General features: G+C 54.0%; 20 protein-coding genes. 14 read left to right on the top strand and 6 right to left on the bottom strand.

Features of this window, described 5'->3' with window-relative positions; translation table 11 throughout:
- Positions 1-44 precede the first annotated feature (44 nt).
- Together DG177_RS07440 and DG177_RS07435 are read left to right on the top strand one after the other, a co-directional pair.
- Entirely contained in the window at positions 45-422 is a 378-nt protein-coding gene (locus tag DG177_RS07440) for a hypothetical protein (protein ID WP_337658619.1), read from the top strand.
- Positions 423-469: 47 nt separating this feature from the next.
- Positions 470-781: a hypothetical protein gene (locus DG177_RS07435; RefSeq protein WP_108810906.1), complete on the top strand. Its 312-nt coding sequence runs from the start codon at positions 470-472 to the stop codon at positions 779-781.
- Between the two features lie 10 nt (positions 782-791).
- Here the strand turns inward: DG177_RS07435 and DG177_RS07430 are convergent, their stop codons facing one another.
- The 3 genes from DG177_RS07430 to DG177_RS07420 form a co-directional block, all read right to left on the bottom strand.
- Positions 792-1,805 (bottom strand): hypothetical protein, encoded by a 1,014-nt coding sequence (locus tag DG177_RS07430; RefSeq protein WP_337658618.1) that lies wholly within the window; start codon positions 1,803-1,805, stop codon positions 792-794.
- A 67-nt stretch (positions 1,806-1,872) separates the two neighbouring features.
- Complete coding sequence (gene clpB, locus DG177_RS07425) at positions 1,873-4,470, bottom strand: ATP-dependent chaperone ClpB (RefSeq protein WP_108810904.1); 2,598 nt, start codon at positions 4,468-4,470, stop codon at positions 1,873-1,875.
- 89 nt (positions 4,471-4,559) lie between these two features.
- Positions 4,560-6,143: a leucyl aminopeptidase gene (locus DG177_RS07420; protein WP_108810903.1), complete on the bottom strand. Its 1,584-nt coding sequence runs from the start codon at positions 6,141-6,143 to the stop codon at positions 4,560-4,562.
- Between the two features lie 114 nt (positions 6,144-6,257).
- On the opposite strand from DG177_RS07420, the gene DG177_RS07415 reads away from it, so the two are divergent.
- From DG177_RS07415 to DG177_RS07405, 3 genes are all read left to right on the top strand, one after another.
- Positions 6,258-8,438: an acylase gene (locus DG177_RS07415; RefSeq protein WP_337658617.1), complete on the top strand. Its 2,181-nt coding sequence runs from the start codon at positions 6,258-6,260 to the stop codon at positions 8,436-8,438.
- A 266-nt stretch (positions 8,439-8,704) separates the two neighbouring features.
- Positions 8,705-9,784 carry a Gfo/Idh/MocA family oxidoreductase gene (locus DG177_RS07410; RefSeq protein ID WP_108810902.1) on the top strand — a complete coding sequence of 360 codons (1,080 nt, stop codon included), beginning with the start codon at positions 8,705-8,707 and terminating at the stop codon, positions 9,782-9,784.
- 100 nt (positions 9,785-9,884) lie between these two features.
- Positions 9,885-10,814, top strand: a complete 930-nt coding sequence (locus DG177_RS07405) for a TauD/TfdA family dioxygenase (RefSeq protein ID WP_337658616.1) — start codon at positions 9,885-9,887, stop codon at positions 10,812-10,814.
- On the opposite strand, the gene DG177_RS07400 is transcribed toward DG177_RS07405, so the two are convergent.
- The 3 genes from DG177_RS07400 to DG177_RS07390 form a co-directional block, all read right to left on the bottom strand.
- Entirely contained in the window at positions 10,807-12,531 is a 1,725-nt protein-coding gene (locus DG177_RS07400; protein WP_337658615.1) for a solute:sodium symporter family transporter, read from the bottom strand. The genes DG177_RS07405 and DG177_RS07400 overlap by 8 nt on opposite strands.
- 64 nt (positions 12,532-12,595) lie before the next feature.
- The gene (gene nadB, locus DG177_RS07395) at positions 12,596-14,212 is read right to left on the bottom strand and encodes an L-aspartate oxidase (protein ID WP_108810900.1); all 1,617 of its coding nucleotides are present in this window, start codon (positions 14,210-14,212) and stop codon (positions 12,596-12,598) included.
- Entirely contained in the window at positions 14,209-15,144 is a 936-nt protein-coding gene (locus DG177_RS07390; protein ID WP_108810899.1) for an ATP-binding cassette domain-containing protein, read from the bottom strand. The genes nadB and DG177_RS07390 overlap by 4 nt, the downstream gene beginning before the upstream one ends.
- 136 nt (positions 15,145-15,280) lie before the next feature.
- On the opposite strand from DG177_RS07390, the gene DG177_RS07385 reads away from it, so the two are divergent.
- From DG177_RS07385 to DG177_RS07345, 9 genes are all read left to right on the top strand, one after another.
- A complete protein-coding gene (locus DG177_RS07385; protein WP_337658614.1) occupies positions 15,281-15,829 on the top strand; it encodes a DUF4402 domain-containing protein in 549 nt (182 codons plus the stop codon).
- An 80-nt stretch (positions 15,830-15,909) separates the two neighbouring features.
- Positions 15,910-16,458 (top strand): DUF4402 domain-containing protein, encoded by a 549-nt coding sequence (locus tag DG177_RS07380; protein ID WP_108810897.1) that lies wholly within the window; start codon positions 15,910-15,912, stop codon positions 16,456-16,458.
- A 79-nt stretch (positions 16,459-16,537) separates the two neighbouring features.
- Positions 16,538-16,750 (top strand): zinc-finger domain-containing protein, encoded by a 213-nt coding sequence (locus DG177_RS07375; protein WP_108810896.1) that lies wholly within the window; start codon positions 16,538-16,540, stop codon positions 16,748-16,750.
- A 49-nt stretch (positions 16,751-16,799) separates the two neighbouring features.
- Positions 16,800-18,230, top strand: coding sequence for a metalloprotease TldD (gene tldD, locus DG177_RS07370; RefSeq protein ID WP_108810895.1), 1,431 nt, complete (start codon positions 16,800-16,802; stop codon positions 18,228-18,230).
- Entirely contained in the window at positions 18,230-18,775 is a 546-nt protein-coding gene (locus DG177_RS07365; protein ID WP_108810894.1) for a DUF924 family protein, read from the top strand. The genes tldD and DG177_RS07365 overlap by 1 nt, the downstream gene beginning before the upstream one ends.
- A gap of 36 nt (positions 18,776-18,811) precedes the next feature.
- The gene (locus DG177_RS07360; RefSeq protein ID WP_337658613.1) at positions 18,812-19,282 is read left to right on the top strand and encodes a CPBP family glutamic-type intramembrane protease; all 471 of its coding nucleotides are present in this window, start codon (positions 18,812-18,814) and stop codon (positions 19,280-19,282) included.
- Positions 19,283-19,297: 15 nt separating this feature from the next.
- A complete protein-coding gene (locus DG177_RS07355; RefSeq protein ID WP_108810892.1) occupies positions 19,298-19,858 on the top strand; it encodes a pyridoxamine 5'-phosphate oxidase family protein in 561 nt (186 codons plus the stop codon).
- Between the two features lie 2 nt (positions 19,859-19,860).
- A complete protein-coding gene (locus DG177_RS07350) occupies positions 19,861-20,073 on the top strand; it encodes a putative signal transducing protein (RefSeq protein ID WP_108810891.1) in 213 nt (70 codons plus the stop codon).
- A complete protein-coding gene (locus DG177_RS07345; protein ID WP_108810890.1) occupies positions 20,070-20,888 on the top strand; it encodes a patatin-like phospholipase family protein in 819 nt (272 codons plus the stop codon). The genes DG177_RS07350 and DG177_RS07345 overlap by 4 nt, the downstream gene beginning before the upstream one ends.
- Positions 20,889-20,911: the final 23 nt, after the last annotated feature.

Genomic DNA, 20,911 nt, shown 5'->3' with positions numbered 1-20,911 from the left:
CTATATTGTGATGCTTGTGGAGGGCGTGGAAGATGATAACTGCTGTGAAAACAGTAAAAGTCGCTATTCTTATTGCGATCACTTCTACTATTAATCCGGCCACTGCTTCGGTTCAGCAAAACCCATTGGTTGATCAACAGGACGAGATCACTCCGTCAGGGTTGACTATTGTGAACCTTCTACCACCAGAACAGCAACAAGAAGCGCTTCAGCCTGAAGCGAATAGCACTCCCGCACAAAAAATCACCAATCGCCGCCATCCTGATTATGTACGTTGCAGGATAGAGCCAGTTGCGAGCTCTCTTATAAAAAAACGGCGGATCTGCATGACCAATCGAGAATGGAAAGTCGCAATTAGGTTGGGCAATAAATATGCGACAGAGTTTGTGGCCGATAGTCAGCCCGGCTTTTTTGTTCCATAAGATGCCAAAAACATCTTCCCCTAATCAAAAAATATAATGGAGTATTTATGAAGATTTTAGTTCGGACACTAGCGATTGCGTCATTTTCAGCGCTTGCAATATCAACCCCTCCCGCCTTTGCTGGCGAGACTGCTACTGTGGAAGATGCAGCAAAGAAAGAAAAACCGAAGAAGATTACTGATCGCAAGCATCCTGAATATGTTCGCTGCCGCTCTGAACCCATCATGGGCACTTTGGCTCGCAAAAGAAGAGTATGCATGACCAATCGGGAATGGGCTGCCTATAATCGTGAAGGCAGCAAACGGTCTCGTGAATTTGTGGATGACAATCAACCAACATTTGCGCCGGGAAATAACTAAACTAAATCAGTCATAGTAATCGGGAGCCAATGCTGAATTCTATTCCTTGGCTCTCGGCTACCGCTTTAGTCCATGTTGCAACCATTTCGATTTCCGCACCGTGGGCCTGCGCAACCTTTAGTTGCTCTTGCTCTCGCACCTTAGCGTCGAAAACTTCGCCGCGTTTAACCTGATCAAGCTTCGAATGACTGGTGAATGCAGGGCCTTGAACAACGTTATCAATCTCTGCCTCGTTCAGTTCCAGTCCGTAGAGGCGGGATAAAGCAGTGATGGTTTCCGGCGACTGCGCCAAGAACGTATCGCTATCCAGCGTCTTAACTCGATCTGGACCAATTTCTTTGATAATCTTGGCGAATAGCGCATGCTGCGACAACCAGCCGATAGCGGCGACTTGTAGATCGGTTAACTGCAACAGTTCGTCATTGGAAAATCCGCCTATAGCATAACCGTCTTTCAGCGTTCCGATCAGCACATCACGCACCCAGATCCGGCCCCACATTTCCTTTTTGGCGATCGATTTGAGGAAGCCCTCGATTGGGGCATAGAGAAGCAGAGCCTTCGCGTCTGGTCTTGATCGCAACATCTCAATCGCCAATGGATTGCAAATATTGGATGGCTTGATAATCACCGCGCGGTCTTCGCCAAAAGGCCGTGATAATAGGGTCAGGCTTTGTTCAATAACTTCGCGTTGTCGGTTTGCATCTGCACCGCGCCGCCGCCACCCTATCATGTCATTGAGCACAACGGGTTCTTTCAACCCCATTGAGACCCCTTCGATATCAAACGCCCGCGCCAGCATGGTGGAACAACAATAGGCAGAATGGAAAATGAAATGGATCGGTGCAGTCGTTGGTGATGCTTGCGCAACCTCTGATCGCGGCACCGCCTGGAACTGATCGACATCTGGCAAATGCTCATCAGTGATAAAGGTGCATTGGCGATGAACATCACGGGGAACCGACAGGAAACGGAACGCATCGTTTGCTTCATCATAGCGATGCGCTAAATATCTGGCATCGCTCAATAACTCGTCTCGTTGCACAGTGCTGATCATGTGTTGTATTTGCCGAACATCGCTGGCGGGTGCAAGATCAACCTTCGATTGCTGTCGCCACCGGCACCATTTCGAGAGCTCCGTCACCTTCGTTAATTTGGACAGTGCTGTTGTCCGGTACATCGCCGCGCAGGATCAAGTCAGCCAGCGGGTCTTGCAGATATTTCTGAATTGCGCGTTTCAGCGGCCTTGCTCCGTAGACAGGATCATAGCCAACCCGCCCGAGCCAGCGCTTCGCGGCATCGGTCAGCTCGAGAACGATCTTGCGATCCTTGAGCAGTTTCTGCACGCGGGCGACCTGTATTTCGACAATCGGTGCCATATGTTCCTCGGCGAGCCGGTGGAACAGGATTATCTCGTCCAGTCGATTAAGAAATTCAGGCCGGAAATGGGCGCGGACAACTTCCATGACTTGTGGCTCGACATCCTTGACCTTCTCATCATCTTTCAGGTTCGCCATATACTGGCTGCCGAGGTTGGAGGTGAGGATGATCAGTGTGTTTGAGAAATCGACCTTGCGGCCCTGACCATCTGTGAGATGTCCGTCGTCGAGGACTTGCAGCAACACATTGAAAACATCGCCATGCGCTTTCTCGACTTCATCAAACAGGATTACCTGATAGGGGCGTCTGCGGACGGCTTCGGTGAGCACGCCGCCTTCTTCATAACCAACATAGCCGGGAGGCGCGCCGATTAACCTTGCGACGCTGTGCTTTTCCATAAATTCGGACATGTCTATGCGAACCATGGCTTGGTCATCATCAAACAAGAAGCCTGCTAAAGCTTTGGTGAGTTCGGTCTTGCCGACACCGGTGGGGCCGAGGAACAGGAAACTGCCGAGCGGACGATTGGGGTCTTGCAACCCAGCGCGGGACCGGCGGACGGCAGAGGAGACTGCTTCGATAGCATCTTTCTGACCAATAACCCGCTTTCCGATCAACTCCTCCATGGCGAGCAGCTTTTCGCGTTCGCCTTCGAGCATTTTGTCGACTGGAATACCGGTCCATCGTGATACGACGGAGGCGATATCCTCGCTCACAACTTCCTCGCGCAACATCGCGCCTTCGGTTGCATCCCCGGCTTCTTCCAGTTTCTTCTCAAGGTTGGGAATGGTGCCGTAGCTTAGCTCACCCGCCTTGGCGAGATCACCGGCGCGTTCTGCCTGCTCCAGCTCCAGACGGGCTGCGTCCAATTCTTCCTTCACATGAGCTTCGGCATGGATTTTGTCTTTTTCACCCTGCCAACGTGTGGTGAGCTCGGTCGATTCCTGTTCCAGTTCCGCGAGTTCTTTTTCAAGGGTTTCGAGACGGCTTTTGGAGGCGTCATCATTTTCTTTGGACAGCGCCTCGCGTTCAATTTTCAATTGAATGATCCGCCGGTCCAGGGTTTCGATTTCCTCTGGTTTGGACTCGACTTCCATCCGGATCCGCGACGCCGCCTCGTCCATGAGATCGATGGCTTTATCGGGCAGAAAGCGATCTGATATATAGCGATGGGACAGGGTGGCGGCGCTTACCAATGCACCGTCGGTAATCCGAACACCGTGGTGCAGTTCATATTTTTCCTTCAGGCCGCGGAGGATCGAGATGGTATCTTCTACCGTCGGTTCGCCGATGACGACAGGCTGGAACCGCCGCTGTAAGGCCGGATCTTTTTCAACATGCTTTTGATATTCATCCAGCGTCGTCGCGCCAATGCAGTGAAGTTCACCGCGTGCCAATGCTGGCTTCAACAGGTTACTGGCATCCATCGAGCCTTCCGATGCGCCCGCTCCGATCAATGTATGCATCTCGTCAATGAACAAGATGATTTCACCATCCGCGCCGCGCACTTCATCGAGCACGCCCTTCAACCGCTCTTCAAATTCCCCGCGATATTTCGCACCGGCTATGAGCGCACCCATATCGAGCGACATCAAGCGGCGATCTTTTAAGCTATCGGGCACGTCGCCATTGGCAATACGCAGCGCTAATCCTTCAGCGATGGCAGTCTTGCCGACGCCGGGTTCGCCGATCAGGACAGGGTTGTTCTTTGTCCGACGCGCGAGAATCTGGATGGTGCGACGGATCTCTTCGTCGCGGCCGATGACCGGATCCATTTTACCTTCGCGTGCCGCTTCGGTGAGGTCGCGCGCAAATTTCTTCATTGCATCATAACGATCTTCGGCAGAGGCCGTGTCGGCTGTGCGTCCGCCGCGCAAATCGTTTATTGCTCCATTCAGGGCATCAGTCGTTACGCCGGCATTGGTCAATGCTTTGCCAGCTGCTGTATCTTTGGACAGTGTCAAGGCAAGTAGCAGACGTTCGACTGTGACAAAGCTATCGCCCGCTTTTTCCGCGATCTGTTCCGCTTGATCCAATACACGTACGGTGTCGTTATTCAGTCCTGGTGTCTGCTGAGCCCCGCTGCCCGATACTGCCGGAATTTTCTCCAATGCTGTATCAATCTCGAGATGCGCTTGTTTGGCATTACCGCCTGCTTTGGCGATGAGGCCGGATGCCATGCCCTGATCGTCTTCGAGCAAAGCCTTGAGCAAATGTGCCGCGGTAATCTGCTGATGGTTCATGCGGATCGCTACGGTCTGAGCGGATTGCAAAAAGCCTTTGGCGCGATCGGTAAATTTCTCGAGATTCATTGTCCCGTTCCCTCGTTCATGGTTCTCAACCGATATGGAGTGATGTTTTTATCACACAAGGGAGCGGGACAAATAATTGTTACAAAAGCCTATTTGGCGGTCCAGTCGCGTGCGAGCTGATCAAGCAAGCGTACGCCAAAGCCAGAGGCCCCCTTGGGCGTCAGTGGCTTTGTGGAGTTATTCCAGTCCACACCAGCAATATCCAGATGGGCCCAGGGTAGTGATTCATCGACAAAATAGCCGATGAAATGCGCCCCGGCACTTGCGCCTGGCGCATCTGTTACACCCGAATTTTTCACATCGGCAATGTCAGAGCGGATGGCTTTGGCATAGGCGGGATGCAGGGGTAGTCGCCATAGACGCTCACCGCTATCCTTGGCGGCTTTCAGCATGCGATCGGCAATCGCGTCTTCGCGTGCAAATAGCCCCGCATATTGATTGCCCACCGCTCGTCCAACCGATCCGGTCAGGGTCGCGACATCTACCAGCGCGAAGGGTTTGTAGCGATCCGCCACATATTGCACTGCGTCGGCGAGCACCAGCCGTCCTTCTGCGTCCGTACTGAGGATCTCAATGGTCTTGCCGCCATAGGTCCTTACTACATCGCCCGGACGCTGGGCATTGGCGCCGGGCATGTTTTCGGCGAGCGCAGCAACTGCCACGACGTTTACTGGAGCACGGCTCTTAGCCAGTGACAATGTTGCGCCCATGACCGCGGCGGCACCCGACATGTCGGCCTTCATTGCCCACATACCCTTGTTGGGCTTGATTGAAATGCCGCCCGTGTCAAAGGTAATCCCCTTGCCAGCCAGTGCTAGCGCCGCGCCGCTTCCGCCTGTGTAGGTGACCACCATCATCCGTGAACCGCGCGGGCTGCCCTGACCGACACCAACAATCGCGCCCATGTTCATTTTGCGCATCGCAGCTTCGTCGAGAATTTCGATGCGAATATTGGGGACGCCTTTGAACTCTGCGCTTACCCGATCAACAAAGCTCTGCGGATAAAGTGCACTGGCTGGTTCGCTTTGCAGGTCACGAGTGAGTTTGACACTGTCAGCAAGATGTTTGTGACGACTATCCCAGAGCGCCTGTGCAGCGGATGCCGCCGTGCCGACAAATGTAACGCGCTGTTTGGCGGGTACAGTTTCGACATCCGTTTGATACCGGTCGAACCGATATTGGCCAAGGTCCAGCCCAAGTGCTGCATCAGCCATTGCGTTGGCATCAGTGGGACCTACCAACGCCAGTTCCGCATCGTCGTCCATTAGCTTTTGCACAGCGCTACCGGCAGCGGATTTCCAGTCTGGCCCTTCATCATCGGACTTGGCCGCGCCGGCCAGCATGATTAGCGGACGACCGCCAATTCCGCGAAGTTTGAGATTGCTTCCGGTTTCTCCCTTGAATTCGGCAGACGCAATGGCCGCTTCCACGGCACCGCGTTCGGCGGCGGAAAGGGCAGGGATATTCGGTAATTCTGCGCTTTCCATCAGGATCACCAGGCCAGCATTGTCAGGCGCTTGTTCGGCAAAGGCAATGGGACGTTCGGCGCTGTTAGGAACCGTGCTGGCCGGAACACCGGAGCCCACAACAGACTGTGCGGATACGGGAACAGCAAATGTGAGCGCTGAAAAAGCGCAGAACAGGGCAAAGTGAGAAGTTTTCAGTTTCGGCATGAACGATCCTTTGTGACTTCGACAAACGGGAGGCTACCCGGTTGACCAATGTCACAACATTGCGCAAGAGCTATCGAAAGGGCAAGGTCGAAGACCATAGAAAAGGGAAATGGAATGAAGGTGATCAAGCGCATCGGTGTGGGATTGTTGATCCTGATTTTGCTGGCTGCCGTGGCACTGGCGGTTTGGGAACCGATGAGCGTAACCGGCGCTTCACCGCCGCCTGACAAGGTCTATGAAGCGCGTATCGTCCGCGACAAATTCGGTGTGCCCCATATTTTTGGCAAGACCGACGCCGATGTCGCCTATGGCGTTGCATATGCCCATGCTGAGGATGATTTCGACACCCTGCAAGAGGTGACCGCGATGACCCGCGGACGGCTTGCGACGCTGAACGGAGCGGATGGCGCACCGATTGATTTTGTTGCGGCGCTGCTTGATGTTGATGGCACGGTGAAGCGCAAATATGACGATCTGCCCGAGGATGTGCGCGCGGTACTGGACGGCTATGCTTCGGGTCTGAACGACTATGCCGAAGAGCATCCGGATGAAGTCAGCTTGTCCAAGCTGTTCCCGGTCAATGGCAGGGATATTGCTGCCGGATTTGCGCTCCGCTCGCCATTTTTCTTTGGACTCAATGGCCCGATACAGGCGTTGACCGAGGGCAAGCCGCTGCGCCGGGAAGGCGGCCCCAGCCTGGCTGTGCCAATCGAAAACCGCACTGTGCATCCGTTGAGCGAAGACAAGATTATAACGCCGGTGGGGCCTGATCCAGACGAAAACGGATCCAATGCTTACGCGATTTCTCCAGAGCGTTCGACGGATGAAAAAACCCGGCTGATTTCCAATTCACATCAGCCTCTGCGCGGCAATGTCGCATGGTATGAACTTGTCGTGCATAGCGAGGAAGGTTGGGATTTTGCCGGCGCCAATTTCCCCGGATCGCCTTTCCCATTTCTGGGGCACAACAAGAATCTGGGTTGGACCAATACGGTCAACCGGCCTGATCTGATCGATATTTACAAACTCACGCTGAACGAAAAGGGCAATGCCTATAAATATGATGATGAATGGCTGCCGCTAGAGAAAAAGCGCGTGTGGCTGAAAATCAAATATGGCCCTTTTGTTATTCCCTATCCACAGATGATTTACCGGTCTGTGCATGGTCCAGTGATCATGAACGGCAATGGCGCTTATGCGATGCGCTATGCGGGTATGGACCAGCTTGATATGCTGACCCAATATTACCGGATTAACAAAGCACAGGATTTTGACGAGTGGCAGGCGGCCATGGCGGGGCAGGGCGTCCCGGCGACCAATTTCATCTATGCTGATGCCAAGGGCAATATTGGTATGTTCTATAACGCCATGTTCCCAGACCGCGCTCCCGGCTTTGACTGGCGAACCGTATTGCCTGGCGACAATTCCAACGCCGTATGGCAGAATACCTTGCCATTCACGCGGGTTCCGGCCCTGATTAACCCGGCTTCGGGCTATGTCATGAACGCGAACAACACGCCCTATGTTGCGGCTGGACCTGGCGATGAACTGAACCCGGAAACCTTTTCTCCGCTGATGGGGATAGAGGACGACCAGACCAACCGGTCACGCCGTTCGATTGAGTTGTTCGAAGCCAATGGTAAGATTGGCGAAGAAGAAATCCGGCGGATCAAATATGACACTGCCTATGTCCAGGCCGGCTATGCCAAGGATTGGCTCGACAAAGTCGCTGCGCTCGACCTGAAAGATGATCCGGAACTTGCTATGGCACAAGCGTTGCTCGCCCAATGGGACTGGGATCTTGATGGCAAGGGGCCTGCCGATGCATTGGCGCTCAAGATGCTGCGTCCGGCAAATAAGGCGCATTATCAACGCGGTGAGGTTCCTGACCCGCGCGAAATTTTGCAGGAGACCGTCGATCATTTGAATACCTATTTTGACCGCATCGATCCGCCGATGCTGGATGTCTTGCGCTTGCGTCAGGGCGATGTCGACCTTCCGATTGATGGAGGCAACGATACCATCCGGGCATCCACCTTGTGGGATGTTGATGACGACGGCCGTCTGTCCGTTCGTCATGGCGATAGCTTCATCATGTTTGTCGAGTGGGACACGGCGGGTGCTGTAGCATCGCGTTCCATTCAACCATTTGGAGCTGCTACCACACGCCCGAACAGTCCGCACTATACGGACCAGATGCAGCTCTTTGTGGATAAAAAACTGAAGCCGGTCTGGTTTGATCCTAAGCAGTTGGAGAAGAACAAGCTCAGCGAGAAAGTGGTCGGAGGGCGCTAATCTGCTGAAGGCATATCGATGCGTACACGGTTGAGCATCTGCAGGAAAAAGGCACGCTACCGAAGCGAAGCAGATGCTTTGTCAGTGGCCCGGCGTGCCGATTTTACGCTCAGACCCTATCTGTGTGACCGGTGCCGGCAGTTTCATTTAACCAGTCGAACCAAGGGCAAGCGGATACCGCGCCCCGCTGACTAAGACTTGTCAGTCGACTGCGGGCACCTCAAACATAGCTTGTTTTTTGCACCGGCACTGGCAATAGCCTGATCATGCAAGAAACACGAAAATACGCGATTATTGGATGTGGCATGATGGGCCGTGAACATATGCGTAACATTGCATTGGTCGACGGTGCGGAATTGGTCGCCATTGCTGATCCGCATGCACCTTCCCAAGAATCTGCCCTGGCGCTTGCTGGTGCGCTGAACCAGTCAATCACCTGCTATGCGCAAGCTGAAGAGATGATGACGGCGCAAAAGCCCGATGCAGTGATCATCGCGGCACCCAATCATACACATTTCGATATCGCGCAGCAGGTAATGGCCCATGATGTTGCGATCTTGCTAGAAAAACCGATGTGCACGACCGTCAGCGATGCGCAAAAACTGCATGCCCTGCAAGGCGATTATGCGCCTTTATTCTGGGTTGGACTGGAATATCGCTACATGCCCCCGGTCACCCGTTTTGTGGAGCGTGTACATAGCGGTGAAACTGGCCCTGTAAAAATGCTTTCCATAAGAGAACACCGTTTCCCGTTTCTGACCAAGGTGGGGGACTGGAACCGGTTTAGCGTCAATACGGGTGGCACCTTGGTGGAAAAATGCTGCCATTTTTTCGATCTGATGTGCCATATTTTGCAGGATGAGCCGGTGCAGATCTATGCCAGCGGAGGACAGGACGTAAATCATCTCGACGAGGTTTATGACGGCGAAAAATCTGACATATTGGACAATGCCTATGTCATTGTGGATTTTGCTGCCGGTGCTCGGGCGACACTCGATCTGTGTATGTTTGCCGAAGGAGCGGAGCAACAGGAAGAAATCTATGCGCTGGGCGGCACCGGCAAGCTTGAGGTAAAAATACCGGCAGCAGAGATAACATGGTCTCCGCGCAGCAAGACGGGCACACTGACCGAATTTGTCGAAACGCCAAAAGCCGCGATGGAAGCCGGTGATCATCACGGTGCTAGCTTCTACCAGATCAGTCATTTCCATTGCGCCCTGGTCGAAGGCGGGGCACCCGCAGTCACGAGTTTTGATGGATTGCGGTCTGTTCAAATGGGTGCCGCTGCTCATCAATCGATCGAAACGGGCCAGCCGGTCAGTCTCGATGTAAAAACAATGCTGTGATCGATATGCAAACCGTGCCACCCATTGGCTCTGAAACCGTCATCGATTCGACCAGTTTAGGAAAATTCTCTTTGATCCAATTTGCAACTGAGGTGCGATTTTGAAACAGCAACATTGGTATGGTCATGACTTTCCGGCACTTGTTGAATCCGACGGTGACTTGGCCGTCTATCTGAAGAGCAACAGAGCCGAGGTCGATCAGCTATTGAAAAATGCTGGTGCCGTCTTGTTTCGCGGATTTGAAGTTGCTTCACCAGAAGGTTTCGACGCAGCCGTTGGAGCTTATGGCGATGACAATTTCGCCTATAAGGAATCGCTATCAAACGCAGTCCGGATAAACGTGACTCCGCGGGTCTTTACGGCCAATGAAGCGCCGCCAGAGACCAGCATCTATCTCCACCACGAAATGGCGCAGACGCCAATCTACCCGTCAAAACTGTTTTTCTATTGCCAGATTGCAGCTGATAAAGGCGGCGCGACACCGTTATGCCGGTCCGATATCCTGCTGGAGAAGCTGGCGACGGAAGAGCCCGAGATTGTTGACGCTTTTGCAGAAAAAGGCGTGCGCTATTCCAGCACGATGCCATTGGAAAACGATGCGGGATCCGGACAGGGGCGTAGTTGGCGCAGTACATTGAATTGCGAAGACAAAGCCGGGGCAGAAGCAAGATTGCAGGCTCTCGGATATGAATGGACATGGGGCGAAGATCAAAGCTTGCGAGCGACTACGCCTGTTCTCAAGGCCGTTCGTCAACTGGATGATGGCCGGCGCGTGTTTTTCAATCAGCTGATTGCCGCCTATCGGGGTTGGTCTGACAGTCGCAATGATGCCTCCAAATCCATCAGCTTTGGCGATGGTACGCCGATTACACCGGATCATATGGCAAGCGGGATCAGACTGGCAGATGAATTGAGCTTTGATCTCAATTGGCAACCGGGTGATGTGGCGTTGATTGATAATTTTGCGGTCATGCATGGTCGCCGGCCCTTTGAAGGCAAGCGCCGGGTGCTGGCCTCGCTTATCAAATAGCGGCCAAGACTCGGTTCTGCCTCCAACCCCAAATCCAGACCGCAATATTCGCGCCAATCAAGATCACGAACAGGCCATAGAATATGGCGTCGAAAGCGCTGTTTGATGCTAATCCGATGGGTGAAAAGAGAATATACAGCGCCACCACACCGGAAAATAATGTGATCGCGAGGGGTTTGGCAAACCGCCACGGTGTAAGGTCAACCTTCTCATTGCGAGAAAACTGCCAAGGATCTTCGCGCGGTTTCCAGAAACCGACGGCCAGCATGATCATGACCTCAATTGCGAATAGGATCGCATATTGATGCAAGAAATGCAGTGTGATCACATCATCGAAGACGAAACGCAGCAATGCATAGGCGGTTACATGAAATAGGATCACTAGCTTTGCGCCCAGTGCCGGAACCCGCCGAGTGAATAGGCCCATGATTACGATGACGACAGTCGGGATATTATAAAATCCGGTGAACACCCGTATCACCTGCCATAGTCCCTGCTCAGCGAAATAGAGCATTGGCGCGACTATGAAGGAGAACAGCGCGATGACGATGCTGGCGATTTTTGCCACGCGCACCAGCTCTGCGTCACTGGCTTTCCCTTTGCGATAAGGCGCATAGACATCGAGGCAGAATAATGTTGCCGCGCTGTTTAGCAGCGAGTTGAATGAACTGAACACGGCGCCCAACAAGACCGCCAGGAAAAACCCGGCCATATAGACGGGTAAAACGTCGCTGATCAGACGTGGATAGGCTTGGTCTATCGAACCGAGACCAGGGCCATAAAGATGAAAGGCAATGACGCCCGGGATCATCATCATGAACGGCACCAGAATCTTGAAGAACCCGGAAAAAAGAACGCCTTTCTGGCCTTCAGCCAAGGACGCTGCGCCAAGGGTCCGCTGGATGACATATTGATTGGTGCACCAGTAGAATAAATTTGCGAACAGCATCCCGGTAAACAGGGTGCCGAAGGGTGTGGGATCATCCGCACCGCCAATCGCGTTCAATTTCTGCGGATGGTCGTTGATCAGCTTGTCGAGGCCGATGCTGAAATCACCGCCACCCAGCGCCACCAGGCCAAGGACCGGAACCAATATGCCAATGATCAGCAACCCGATACCGTTGATCGTATCCGATATCGCAACCGCTCTCAGGCCGCCAAAGACTGCATAGACCGAACCGATCAACCCGATCGCCACCACGGTTGCGACCAGCGATGGGAAATAGTCGAGACCGATCAGTTCGGGCACATCAAATAACTGCATCACGGCTATTGATCCGGAATAGAGCACCGAAGGTATCGTAACCAGTCCATAGCCGAGCATGAACAATATCACCGACATTCTGCGCACGGTGCCATCAAACCGGTCATTGAGAAATTCGGGCAAGGTTGAGAAGGCACCGGCGAGATAGCGTGGCAGAAAGATGAGAGCCATGGCGATGGTGGCAACAGCGGCTGTAACTTCCCACGCCATGCTGGACAGATTATAGCCATATGCAGAACCATTGAGCCCGATGAGCTGTTCTGCCGACAGGTTGGTCAATAGCAGGGATCCGGCAATGAAGACGCTGCTCAGTCCGCGACCGGCGAGGAAATATCCATCCTTGCTGTCAACGCTGCCCCGCGTCTTGATCCAGCTGATCCACGCCACAAGTCCCATGAAGAACAGACAAGAAACGGCGGTGAAGAGAAAATTACTGCCCTGCATGTCAGGCATTTAACAGGTTAGATGTCAGGCAGATAGCAGCAAAATAGAAATTTGGTTGTCGGTGCCTTGGGCCTTATGCGGCGACTGAAGGGTCGAGGACCGTGTCCACTGCGTCCGGCAAAAGCTCAGGATAGTCGGTAATATAGTGTAGGCCCCGGCTTTCCTTGCGCGCGAGGGCGGATTTCACGATCAGATCAGCAACCTCGATCAGGTTGCGCAACTCGATCAGATCCTGGGTGACGCGGAAATGCCCATAATATTCCTCAACCTCTCCGCGCAGCAGATCAATGCGGTGCTGGGCGCGCTCGAGGCGTTTGGTGGTGCGGACGATGCCGACATAATTCCACATGAAGCGGCGGATCTCGGTCCAGGTCTGCTTGATCACAACCTCTTCATCGCTGTCGGTAACGCGGCTTTCGTCCCATGGCCGGATCGCAGGCGGTTCTGGCATGTCATCCCAGTGTGTCGCGATATCCCGGGCGGCGGCATCACCAAATACGAAACATTCGAGCAGGCTGTTCGAGGCGAGGCGGTTGGCACCGTGCAGGCCGCTCTCACTGGCCTCACCGGCGGCATACAGGCCCGGCAGATCAGTGCGGCCATGCAAATCGATCAATATCCCGCCGCAGGTATAATGCTGCGCCGGCACAACCGGTATTGGCTCCTTGGTCATATCAATGCCCAGCCCGATAAGCTTGTCATAAATATTCGGAAAATGATGCTTCACAAATTCCGGATCGCGGTGCGAGATATCCAGATGGACATAATCCAGGCCGAGCCGTTTAATCTCATGGTCATTGGCGCGGGCAACAATATCGCGCGGAGCCAGTTCCATGCGTTTGGGATCAAACCGGTCCATGAACCGCTCGCCGCCTTCATCCACATTGCCGTTCTTGTGGGGTGGCAATTTCAGATGACCGCCTTCGCCGCGGACCGCCTCGGTAATTAGAAAATTTTTGACTTCGAGATTATACAGGCAGGTCGGATGGAACTGCATCATTTCCATATTGGAAACCCGCGCGCCGGCGCGCCAGGCCATGGCAATACCGTCTCCGGTGGCGCCGCGCGGAGCAGTCGAGAAGAGATAGGTCCGGCCCGCGCCGCCGCTCGCCATAATCGTGGCCCGCGACGTCAGCGTTTCCACTCGTCCGGTGGCGTTGTTAAGCGCATAGACGCCCCAGACATTTTTTGCGCCTGTCGGTGTCTCGGCATGCCGGTCAGCGATCAGATCAATCGCCACCATATGCGGCTGCAGCGTGATATTGGGATGAGCCGCTGCGGTTTTCTGTAGTGCTTCCTGAACCGCCCAACCGGTTGCATCGTCGACATGGACGATCCGGCGGTGGCTATGACCACCTTCACGGGTGAGGTGGAGGACTTCCGCTTCCTTGTTGAACGGCACGCCCATCTCTTCCAGCCGTTCAATCGCTGCAGGTGCATTTTCGACAACAAATTCAACGGTTTCCCGCCGATTGAGTCCGGCGCCAGCAACCATGGTATCGTCAATATGATTTTCGAACGTGTCACCGGCATCAAGGACAGCGGCAATGCCGCCCTGCGCCCAGGCTGTCGAACCGCCCGCGAGATCACCTTTGGCGAGGACCAGCACCTTGTGCGTGCGCGCCAAAGTGATTGCAGCACTCAGTCCCGCTGCGCCGGAACCGACGATGATGACATCGAAGTGGCTCACGCGGCTTTGCGGGTCAAATTCAGGAACACGTCTTCCAGGTCCGCTTCGCGTGTCGTGACATCGACAATCTGGTAACCGCGTTTCTGTATCGCCTCCATGACCCCGCCAGCATTGGTGTGATCCTTGTTATAGGTCACGGCAATGGTCCGCGGGCTGACAATGTCGGCTTTCAGGAAAAGATCATCGGCAAAGGTTACTGCATCGGATTCTTCCGAGATATCCCGGTCCAAGGTGAGTTCGACGAGCTTTTCGCGTGCCATGTCGACCAACTCCGGAGTGGTTTTCAGAGCAATCAGCTTACCATGATTGATGATCGCAATCCGGTCGCAGAGATTTTCTGCTTCTTCCAGATAATGGGTTGTCAGGACGATAGTAACCCCTGATTTGTTGAGCTGCTCGACATATTCCCATAGCTGTTGACGCAATTCGATGTCCACACCTGCGGTCGGCTCATCCAATACCAGGATAGGCGGTGAATGGACCATGGCTTTGGCGACCAGCAACCGGCGCTTCATGCCGCCGGATAATGTCCGCGAATAGGCATCGGCCTTGTCTTCCAGATGGACGGCGCGGAGCAGTTCCATGGTTCGGCGTTGCGATTTCTTGATCCCGTAGAGACCAGCGACCACCTCCAGCGATTCTGCTGGCGTAAAAAACGGGTCAAACATGATTTCCTGTGGCACGATACCGATAGATGCCTTGGCATTGCGGTGGTCAGCATCAATGTCAAAGCCCCAGATATTGGCAGAACCGCTGGTTTTGCTAACCATACCGGATAATATATTGATCAGGGTAGATTTGCCGGCACCATTGGGACCCAGAAGCCCGAAAATCTCGCCACGTTTTACGTCAAAAGTCACGTCATTCAGCGCTTTTTTGCCGTCGGCATAAGTTTTGGAAAGATGGTCGATGGATATAGCAGCTTCGGTCATGGCAACCGCATAACCATCTTGTGTCCCACAATCAAAGGCTTTGCACAGCTTATGATACAGAATGTGACAGCGTTTAACGTAATATTAGGCATGATATTAAACATATCTTTGTGGTCTTGCGGTTAGAGATGGCAATGTGGAACAAGTTAGGGACCAGAAACGGGCGTTTAAGCCCGTATTTGCGCGCGCAGCACTTATGCTGCCTGCGCTGGCATGCATTGGCCTAGCACAACCTGTGCAGGCACAGTCTGCCAGCGGTGATGCGACCGTTGTCGTCAACCAGGGCGTCAATATGGTCAAAAATTCCGATCTGCATTTTGGAGATTTTATTGCGGGCACGGTCCGGTCAGTATTTCGGATGAATCCGGCAACCGGCGCGCTTGACCAGCGCAATGGCAATGCCACATCCATTGGTGGCGCGCCAACGGTGGCCTCCTTCACAGCTTTCGGGACGCCCCTGACCACCGTCCGGATCACTGTGGCGGAAAATCGTATAGATATTGTCCGTGATGGCGGCACCGAGACAATGAGAGTGAACCGGTTTCGGTTCGATGGGCCGCGCAACCGGTCTCTCGATGCCAGTGGAGAGGCGGATTATCAGATTGGCGGTCAATTGCGGATCGGTGCCAATCAGGTGAGCGGAACGTATCGCGGGGTGTTTAACGTAACGATTGATTATCAGTAAATGTAGGGTTTAGCGGACCGGTTAATGGGGATTAACCATGAAGCATAGCTGTTGTTTAGATTTTTGTGGGTAGTGAGTGAATGATGAAGACCAGAGACCAGATTATATCGCGGCTGATCGGCTGCCTGTTGATCCTGCTTATAGGAATGACAAGCGCGCCGGCCGCATTTGCGCAAACTGCTGATGCTGACGCCAGAGCTGTGACCATTGGTCCGCTTTCGGTTGTGAATATCGCAGACTTGGAATTCGGGAATATTGTTCCTTCGCCGGCTTCGGGCACGGTCTTTATTGACACCCGTAACGGCAACCGGACAAGCACGGGCGGTGTTACGCTGGCCTCTGGAGCATCGAGCCGCGCCAATTTCATCATCTACGGTGGACCGAACCAGATTGTTGAAATATCCATTCCCGGAACCATGACGGTGACGCACACCAACGGCACCGACAATATGAATATCGACCAGATGGCGATAGGCAATGGTAACAGGAACTTCAGCACCTTTGTGCGCGGTCTTCTGGGGACGCTTGGTATCTATCAGCTGACCGTTGGCGGGCGGCTCAATGTCGGTGCTGATCAAGAGGCCGGTGCCTATACAGGCACGTTTACGATGACGGTTGACTATCTCTAATCATATTGGCTGGAATGACCCGTATAATATCGGTGCGTAATATATTGCGCTGACCAGACACTGTTGCTAATTCGGCGTCATGAACGACATACCTGAAACCGTAAGAACAGCGAAAAAACGCAATGCCTGTGATGGTGCATCCGATATTCCGGGTGGCGCTGCGCTAGGCCATCCTCGCGTTTGGCTGGAAATTGATGAAAAAGGTTATGTCGATTGCGGCTATTGTGATCGCCGTTTCATCCTCATTGGCGGACCGGCTGATGTCACCGCCGAGGCGTCTTCAAGCGAATAATCTGACTTAAGGGGGTGCGCTGCCCCGATTTCGTTTCTATATAAACGGAATGATGAAAAATTTGGACCCTCGCTCGTTTCTGTATCGCCCCGACGGATTGGATCCGGAACGGGCTAAGGCTCTTGTATCGGGAAGCCTTTCCGCCTGTGATGACGGTGAGCTTTATCTGCAATATAGTGCGGTCGAGAGCTTCGGTTTTGATGATGGCCGCCTGAAAACCGCCGACTACAGCACCGATAGCGGCTTCGGCTTGCGCGGTGTGTCTGGCGAGATGACCGGTTTCTCACATAGTAACGAGATTAGCGAAGCGGCAATCAAGCGTGCGGCGCAGACATTGGAGCTGTTAGATCCGGCAAAGGGTGATCCGGCCCCGCCGCCTCGCGGATCAAACCAGCATCTTTACGGCGAAGCCAATCCGCTCGAAGCCATCCCGTTCGCGAAAAAAGTTGCCCTGTGTCAAGAGATTGACGCTGCAGCTCGCGCTCGAGATCCGCGCGTGGCGCAGGTTTCTGTGGGTCTTTCCGGCAGCTGGAGCGTGGTCGAGATCGTCCGTCCCGACGGGTTTGTTGCAACCGATGTGCGACCTCTGGTCCGGCTGAATGTCTCGATAGTGGCGGAACAAAATGGTCGCCGCGAAACCGGCAGCTTTGGCATGGGTGGGCGTTATCTCTACGACCAGCTGTTTGAGGAAGCGCGCTGGAACCGGGCAGTGGATGAGGCATTGAACCAGGCGTTGATCAATCTTGAAAGTGTTGATGCTCCTGCTGGTGAACAGACTGTCCTGCTTGGCCCCGGCTGGCCTGGAATCATTTTGCATGAAGCCATAGGTCACGGCCTTGAAGGCGACTTCAATCGCAAGGGCACAAGCGCCTTTTCCGGCCGGATCGGCGAGCGGGTTGCTGCACCGGGCGTCACAGTTGTGGACGATGGCTCAATCAACGAGCGGCGCGGATCGCTGAGCATTGATGACGAAGGTACACCAACGCAGGAAAATGTCCTGATCGAGGACGGCATATTGAAATGCTATATGCAGGATCGGCTCAATGCGCGCCTGATGGGCGTTCCCGCGACCGGAAATGGTCGCCGTGAAAGCTATGCCCATGCACCGATGCCGCGGATGACCAACACGTTTATGCGCGGTGGCAAGGATGATCCTGATGAATTGATGGGCCGCGTCAAGAACGGTATCTACGCTAAGAGCTTTGGCGGCGGGCAGGTGGATATTGTCTCCGGCAAGTTCGTCTTTTCCTGCACCGAGGCTTACAAGATCGAGAACGGCAAGCTAGGCGCGCCGATCAAGGGCGCGACTCTGATTGGCGACGGGCCGACGGCGCTAACCAAAGTGACGGGTATCGGCAATGACATGGCGCTGGACGAAGGCATCGGTGTGTGCGGCAAGGGCGGCCAATCTGTGCCCGCCGGTGTTGGACAGCCAACCCTGCTGGTCGATGGACTAACCGTTGGGGGCACTGCCGCTTGATGCCTGACAATTGGTCAGGCCAGATTATCCATTACTGGTTCGAGGAGTTAAGCCCAGATGACTGGTTCGGCTCCGGTGATACAATTGACGAGCCCATTACCGAGCGCTTTCAAGAGCTTTGGGAAGAGCAAAGGACGAAGGTTGCAGACGACTTTCTGGCCTCACCGGATATGGCTTTGGCTGCGATCATCCTGTTCGACCAATTTCCGCGCAATATGTTTCGCGATACGGCGGAGGCCTTTGCTACCGATCATTTGGCGCTGCAAATTGCAAGTAAAGCCGTCGACCGGGAATATGACCATCAGCTGACAGACGATCAGCGGATGTTTGTCTATATGCCTTTCATGCATAGCGAGGATCTGGAGGACCAGACCCGTTCACTGGGTCTGTTTACCGCTCTGGGGATTGAGAATAATATCAAATTTGCGAAGGCACATCGTGATGTAATCGTCAAATTTGGTCGCTTTCCCCATCGCAACGACGTGCTAGGTCGCGAAACCCGCGCCGAGGAGCAAGTGGCGATAGATCAAGGTTCGGGCTGGTAAGCTGTGAAAATAGCATTTCGGCAAACCTGGACTGGCTTGAAGATATGGCCAGATGGCAAAAAATGGATCGCAGCCGCGCGCCTCGCCATTCCGTCTTTGGCTGTGATCGCTCTAATCGGATTTCTCGCACAATGGCTGGTGTGGAGTCCGGTTACGGATATTACCGTTTTACTGCTTTCTGCGGCCTTTTTGTTCTTTGTTCCAGCCTTGCTTGAAGAAATTATCTTCCGCGGCGTTCTGCTTTCGTGGCTCACACAGTTCACGCCGCGCTGGGGGGCGTGGCTATCGACTCTGCTATTTGTCGCCTGGCACCCGTTGCAGGCGCTGACTATCGGGCCGCCCTGGGCGGATATGTTTCTGCACCCGACATTCTGGGTCGCCACTTTGATCCTTGGCATCATATTATCACATATCCGTATTGTCTCCCGATCATTATGGCCCGTGATTTTGATCCACTGGTTTGCTGTTCTGATCTGGAAATCTCTGTTAGGAGGACCTTTCTACTGAATAGGAAATGGCACCATGGCTGAATTTTTTGATGCACTGAACGATGATCACACGGCTTTTATCGCGAAGCAGCCGATATTTTTTGTCGCGACGGCAGCGCCGGATGCGCGGATCAACTTGTCGCCGAAAGGCTATGATGTCTTTCGCGTGCTCGGACCGAAGCGCGTGGCCTATCTGGACCTTGCCGGTTCCGGCAACGAAACGCACGCGCATCTTATTGCAGATGGCCGGGTTACGATCATGTTCAACAATTTTGCCAATCCAGCGCTGATCATGCGGCTCTATGGTACCGGAAAGCCGGTCTTGCCGCAGGATGAGGGCTGGGACGAGCTGGCTGCTCATTTTGAGATATTGCCCGGCACGCGCCAGATATTCGATATTGCGGTGGACAATGTGCAAACCAGTTGTGGCTGGGGCGTACCGCAGATGGAATTGACATCAGAGCGCGAAACTCTGGTCAAATATCATCGCCAATCCGATCCCGAAAAATGGATGGAGAAGACGGCGGAGCGTGTGCAGAGCATTGACGGCCTGCCAACCCGTGCGACTGACCGCTATCTGAGTGGAAATGGCTAGCAGTGAGTCTCGTCGAACTGTCTCGCCATATGCATGGTTATGAAGCCGAAATTATCCGCGGCCGGCTCGAAGCTGCGGGCATTGGGGCGGTCTGCTTTGATAGCGGGGTGAATATTGTCGAGGGGGCGGGGATTGCCTTGCCCGCGCGTGTGATGGTGCTCAAGGAAGATCTGGACGAGGCGAAAGCGGTGCTGGCGGAGGACGTTTCACTATGAAACTGTCGCTTGCCTTGGGCGGCGGAGCTGGTCTCGGATGGACCCATATCGGGGTGCTCCGGGCGATCGAGGATTCACCGCTGGAAATCGCTGCGATCTCGGGCACGTCGATTGGCGCTATCACAGGAGCAAGCTTTGCCGCTGGTAAGCTAGACTATCTCGAAGAAACTGCCCGCACCGCCAATTTCCGCACGCTGCTCCGCTTCATGGACCCGCATTTCAAACGCGGAGCGGTCATGGGCGCGCGGACGATCGAGAAAGAGCTGGAGGAACAGCTGGGTAGCCTGACCTTTGACGATCTGTCGATTCCGGTCGCTGCAGTCGCCGCTGACCTGAGAACCGGTGACACGATCATCATGAACAGCGGCAAGCTGGTTCCCGCGATCCGTGCTTCGATGTCCTTGCCGGGTATTTTCAAGCCGGTGGAATATGATGGCCGGTTGCTTGTCGATGGCGGAGCCGCGTTGCCGGTGCCGGTTTCTCCAGCCAGGGAAATGGCACCCGATGCCCTGTGCCTGTCGGTTAATCTCCAGGATGATTTTATCAACCGCGCCGAAATGGCCGGGATCAGCCGGGAAGATGGCAAATATCCCAATAGTATTGCGATTGTGAAAGCTTCTATCGGCTTGTCGCTCCGCAATCTGGGCCGCTATTCCCTCGCTCTCGATCCGCCTGATTTCGCTCTGTCCCCTTTGGTCGGTCACATCGATATGCAGAATTTCACCAAGGCAGATGAGTTGATTGAAATCGGTCGCCGGGAGACCGCTTCACTGATTCCGAACATATTGGAACGATTGGCAAAAGACTCTGCCTAAATTTTAGGCAACTGTATCGACCT

The organism is Sphingorhabdus sp. Alg231-15 (assembly GCF_900149705.1).
In the GTDB taxonomy this organism is placed as follows: domain Bacteria; phylum Pseudomonadota; class Alphaproteobacteria; order Sphingomonadales; family Sphingomonadaceae; genus Parasphingorhabdus.
The sequence above is the reverse complement of the archived record's forward strand: the minus strand, read 5'-3'. Positions and strand labels throughout refer to the sequence as shown.

Bases quoted from the DNA above. Each gene is read 5' to 3' on its own strand.
- DG177_RS07435 (WP_108810906.1), top strand. From the start codon at position 470: ATGAAGATTTTAGTTCGGACACTAGCGATTGCGTCATTTTCAGCGCTT.
- clpB (WP_108810904.1), bottom strand. From the start codon at position 4,470: ATGAATCTCGAGAAATTTACCGATCGCGCCAAAGGCTTTTTGCAATCC.
- DG177_RS07420 (WP_108810903.1), bottom strand. From the start codon at position 6,143: ATGCCGAAACTGAAAACTTCTCACTTTGCCCTGTTCTGCGCTTTTTCA.
- DG177_RS07415 (WP_337658617.1), top strand. From the start codon at position 6,258: ATGAAGGTGATCAAGCGCATCGGTGTGGGATTGTTGATCCTGATTTTG.
- DG177_RS07410 (WP_108810902.1), top strand. From the start codon at position 8,705: ATGCAAGAAACACGAAAATACGCGATTATTGGATGTGGCATGATGGGC.
- DG177_RS07400 (WP_337658615.1), bottom strand. From the start codon at position 12,531: ATGCCTGACATGCAGGGCAGTAATTTTCTCTTCACCGCCGTTTCTTGT.
- DG177_RS07390 (WP_108810899.1), bottom strand. From the start codon at position 15,144: ATGACCGAAGCTGCTATATCCATCGACCATCTTTCCAAAACTTATGCC.
- DG177_RS07380 (WP_108810897.1), top strand. From the start codon at position 15,910: ATGATGAAGACCAGAGACCAGATTATATCGCGGCTGATCGGCTGCCTG.
- DG177_RS07375 (WP_108810896.1), top strand. From the start codon at position 16,538: ATGAACGACATACCTGAAACCGTAAGAACAGCGAAAAAACGCAATGCC.
- tldD (WP_108810895.1), top strand. From the start codon at position 16,800: ATGATGAAAAATTTGGACCCTCGCTCGTTTCTGTATCGCCCCGACGGA.
- DG177_RS07365 (WP_108810894.1), top strand. From the start codon at position 18,230: ATGCCTGACAATTGGTCAGGCCAGATTATCCATTACTGGTTCGAGGAG.
- DG177_RS07355 (WP_108810892.1), top strand. From the start codon at position 19,298: ATGGCTGAATTTTTTGATGCACTGAACGATGATCACACGGCTTTTATC.
- DG177_RS07345 (WP_108810890.1), top strand. From the start codon at position 20,070: ATGAAACTGTCGCTTGCCTTGGGCGGCGGAGCTGGTCTCGGATGGACC.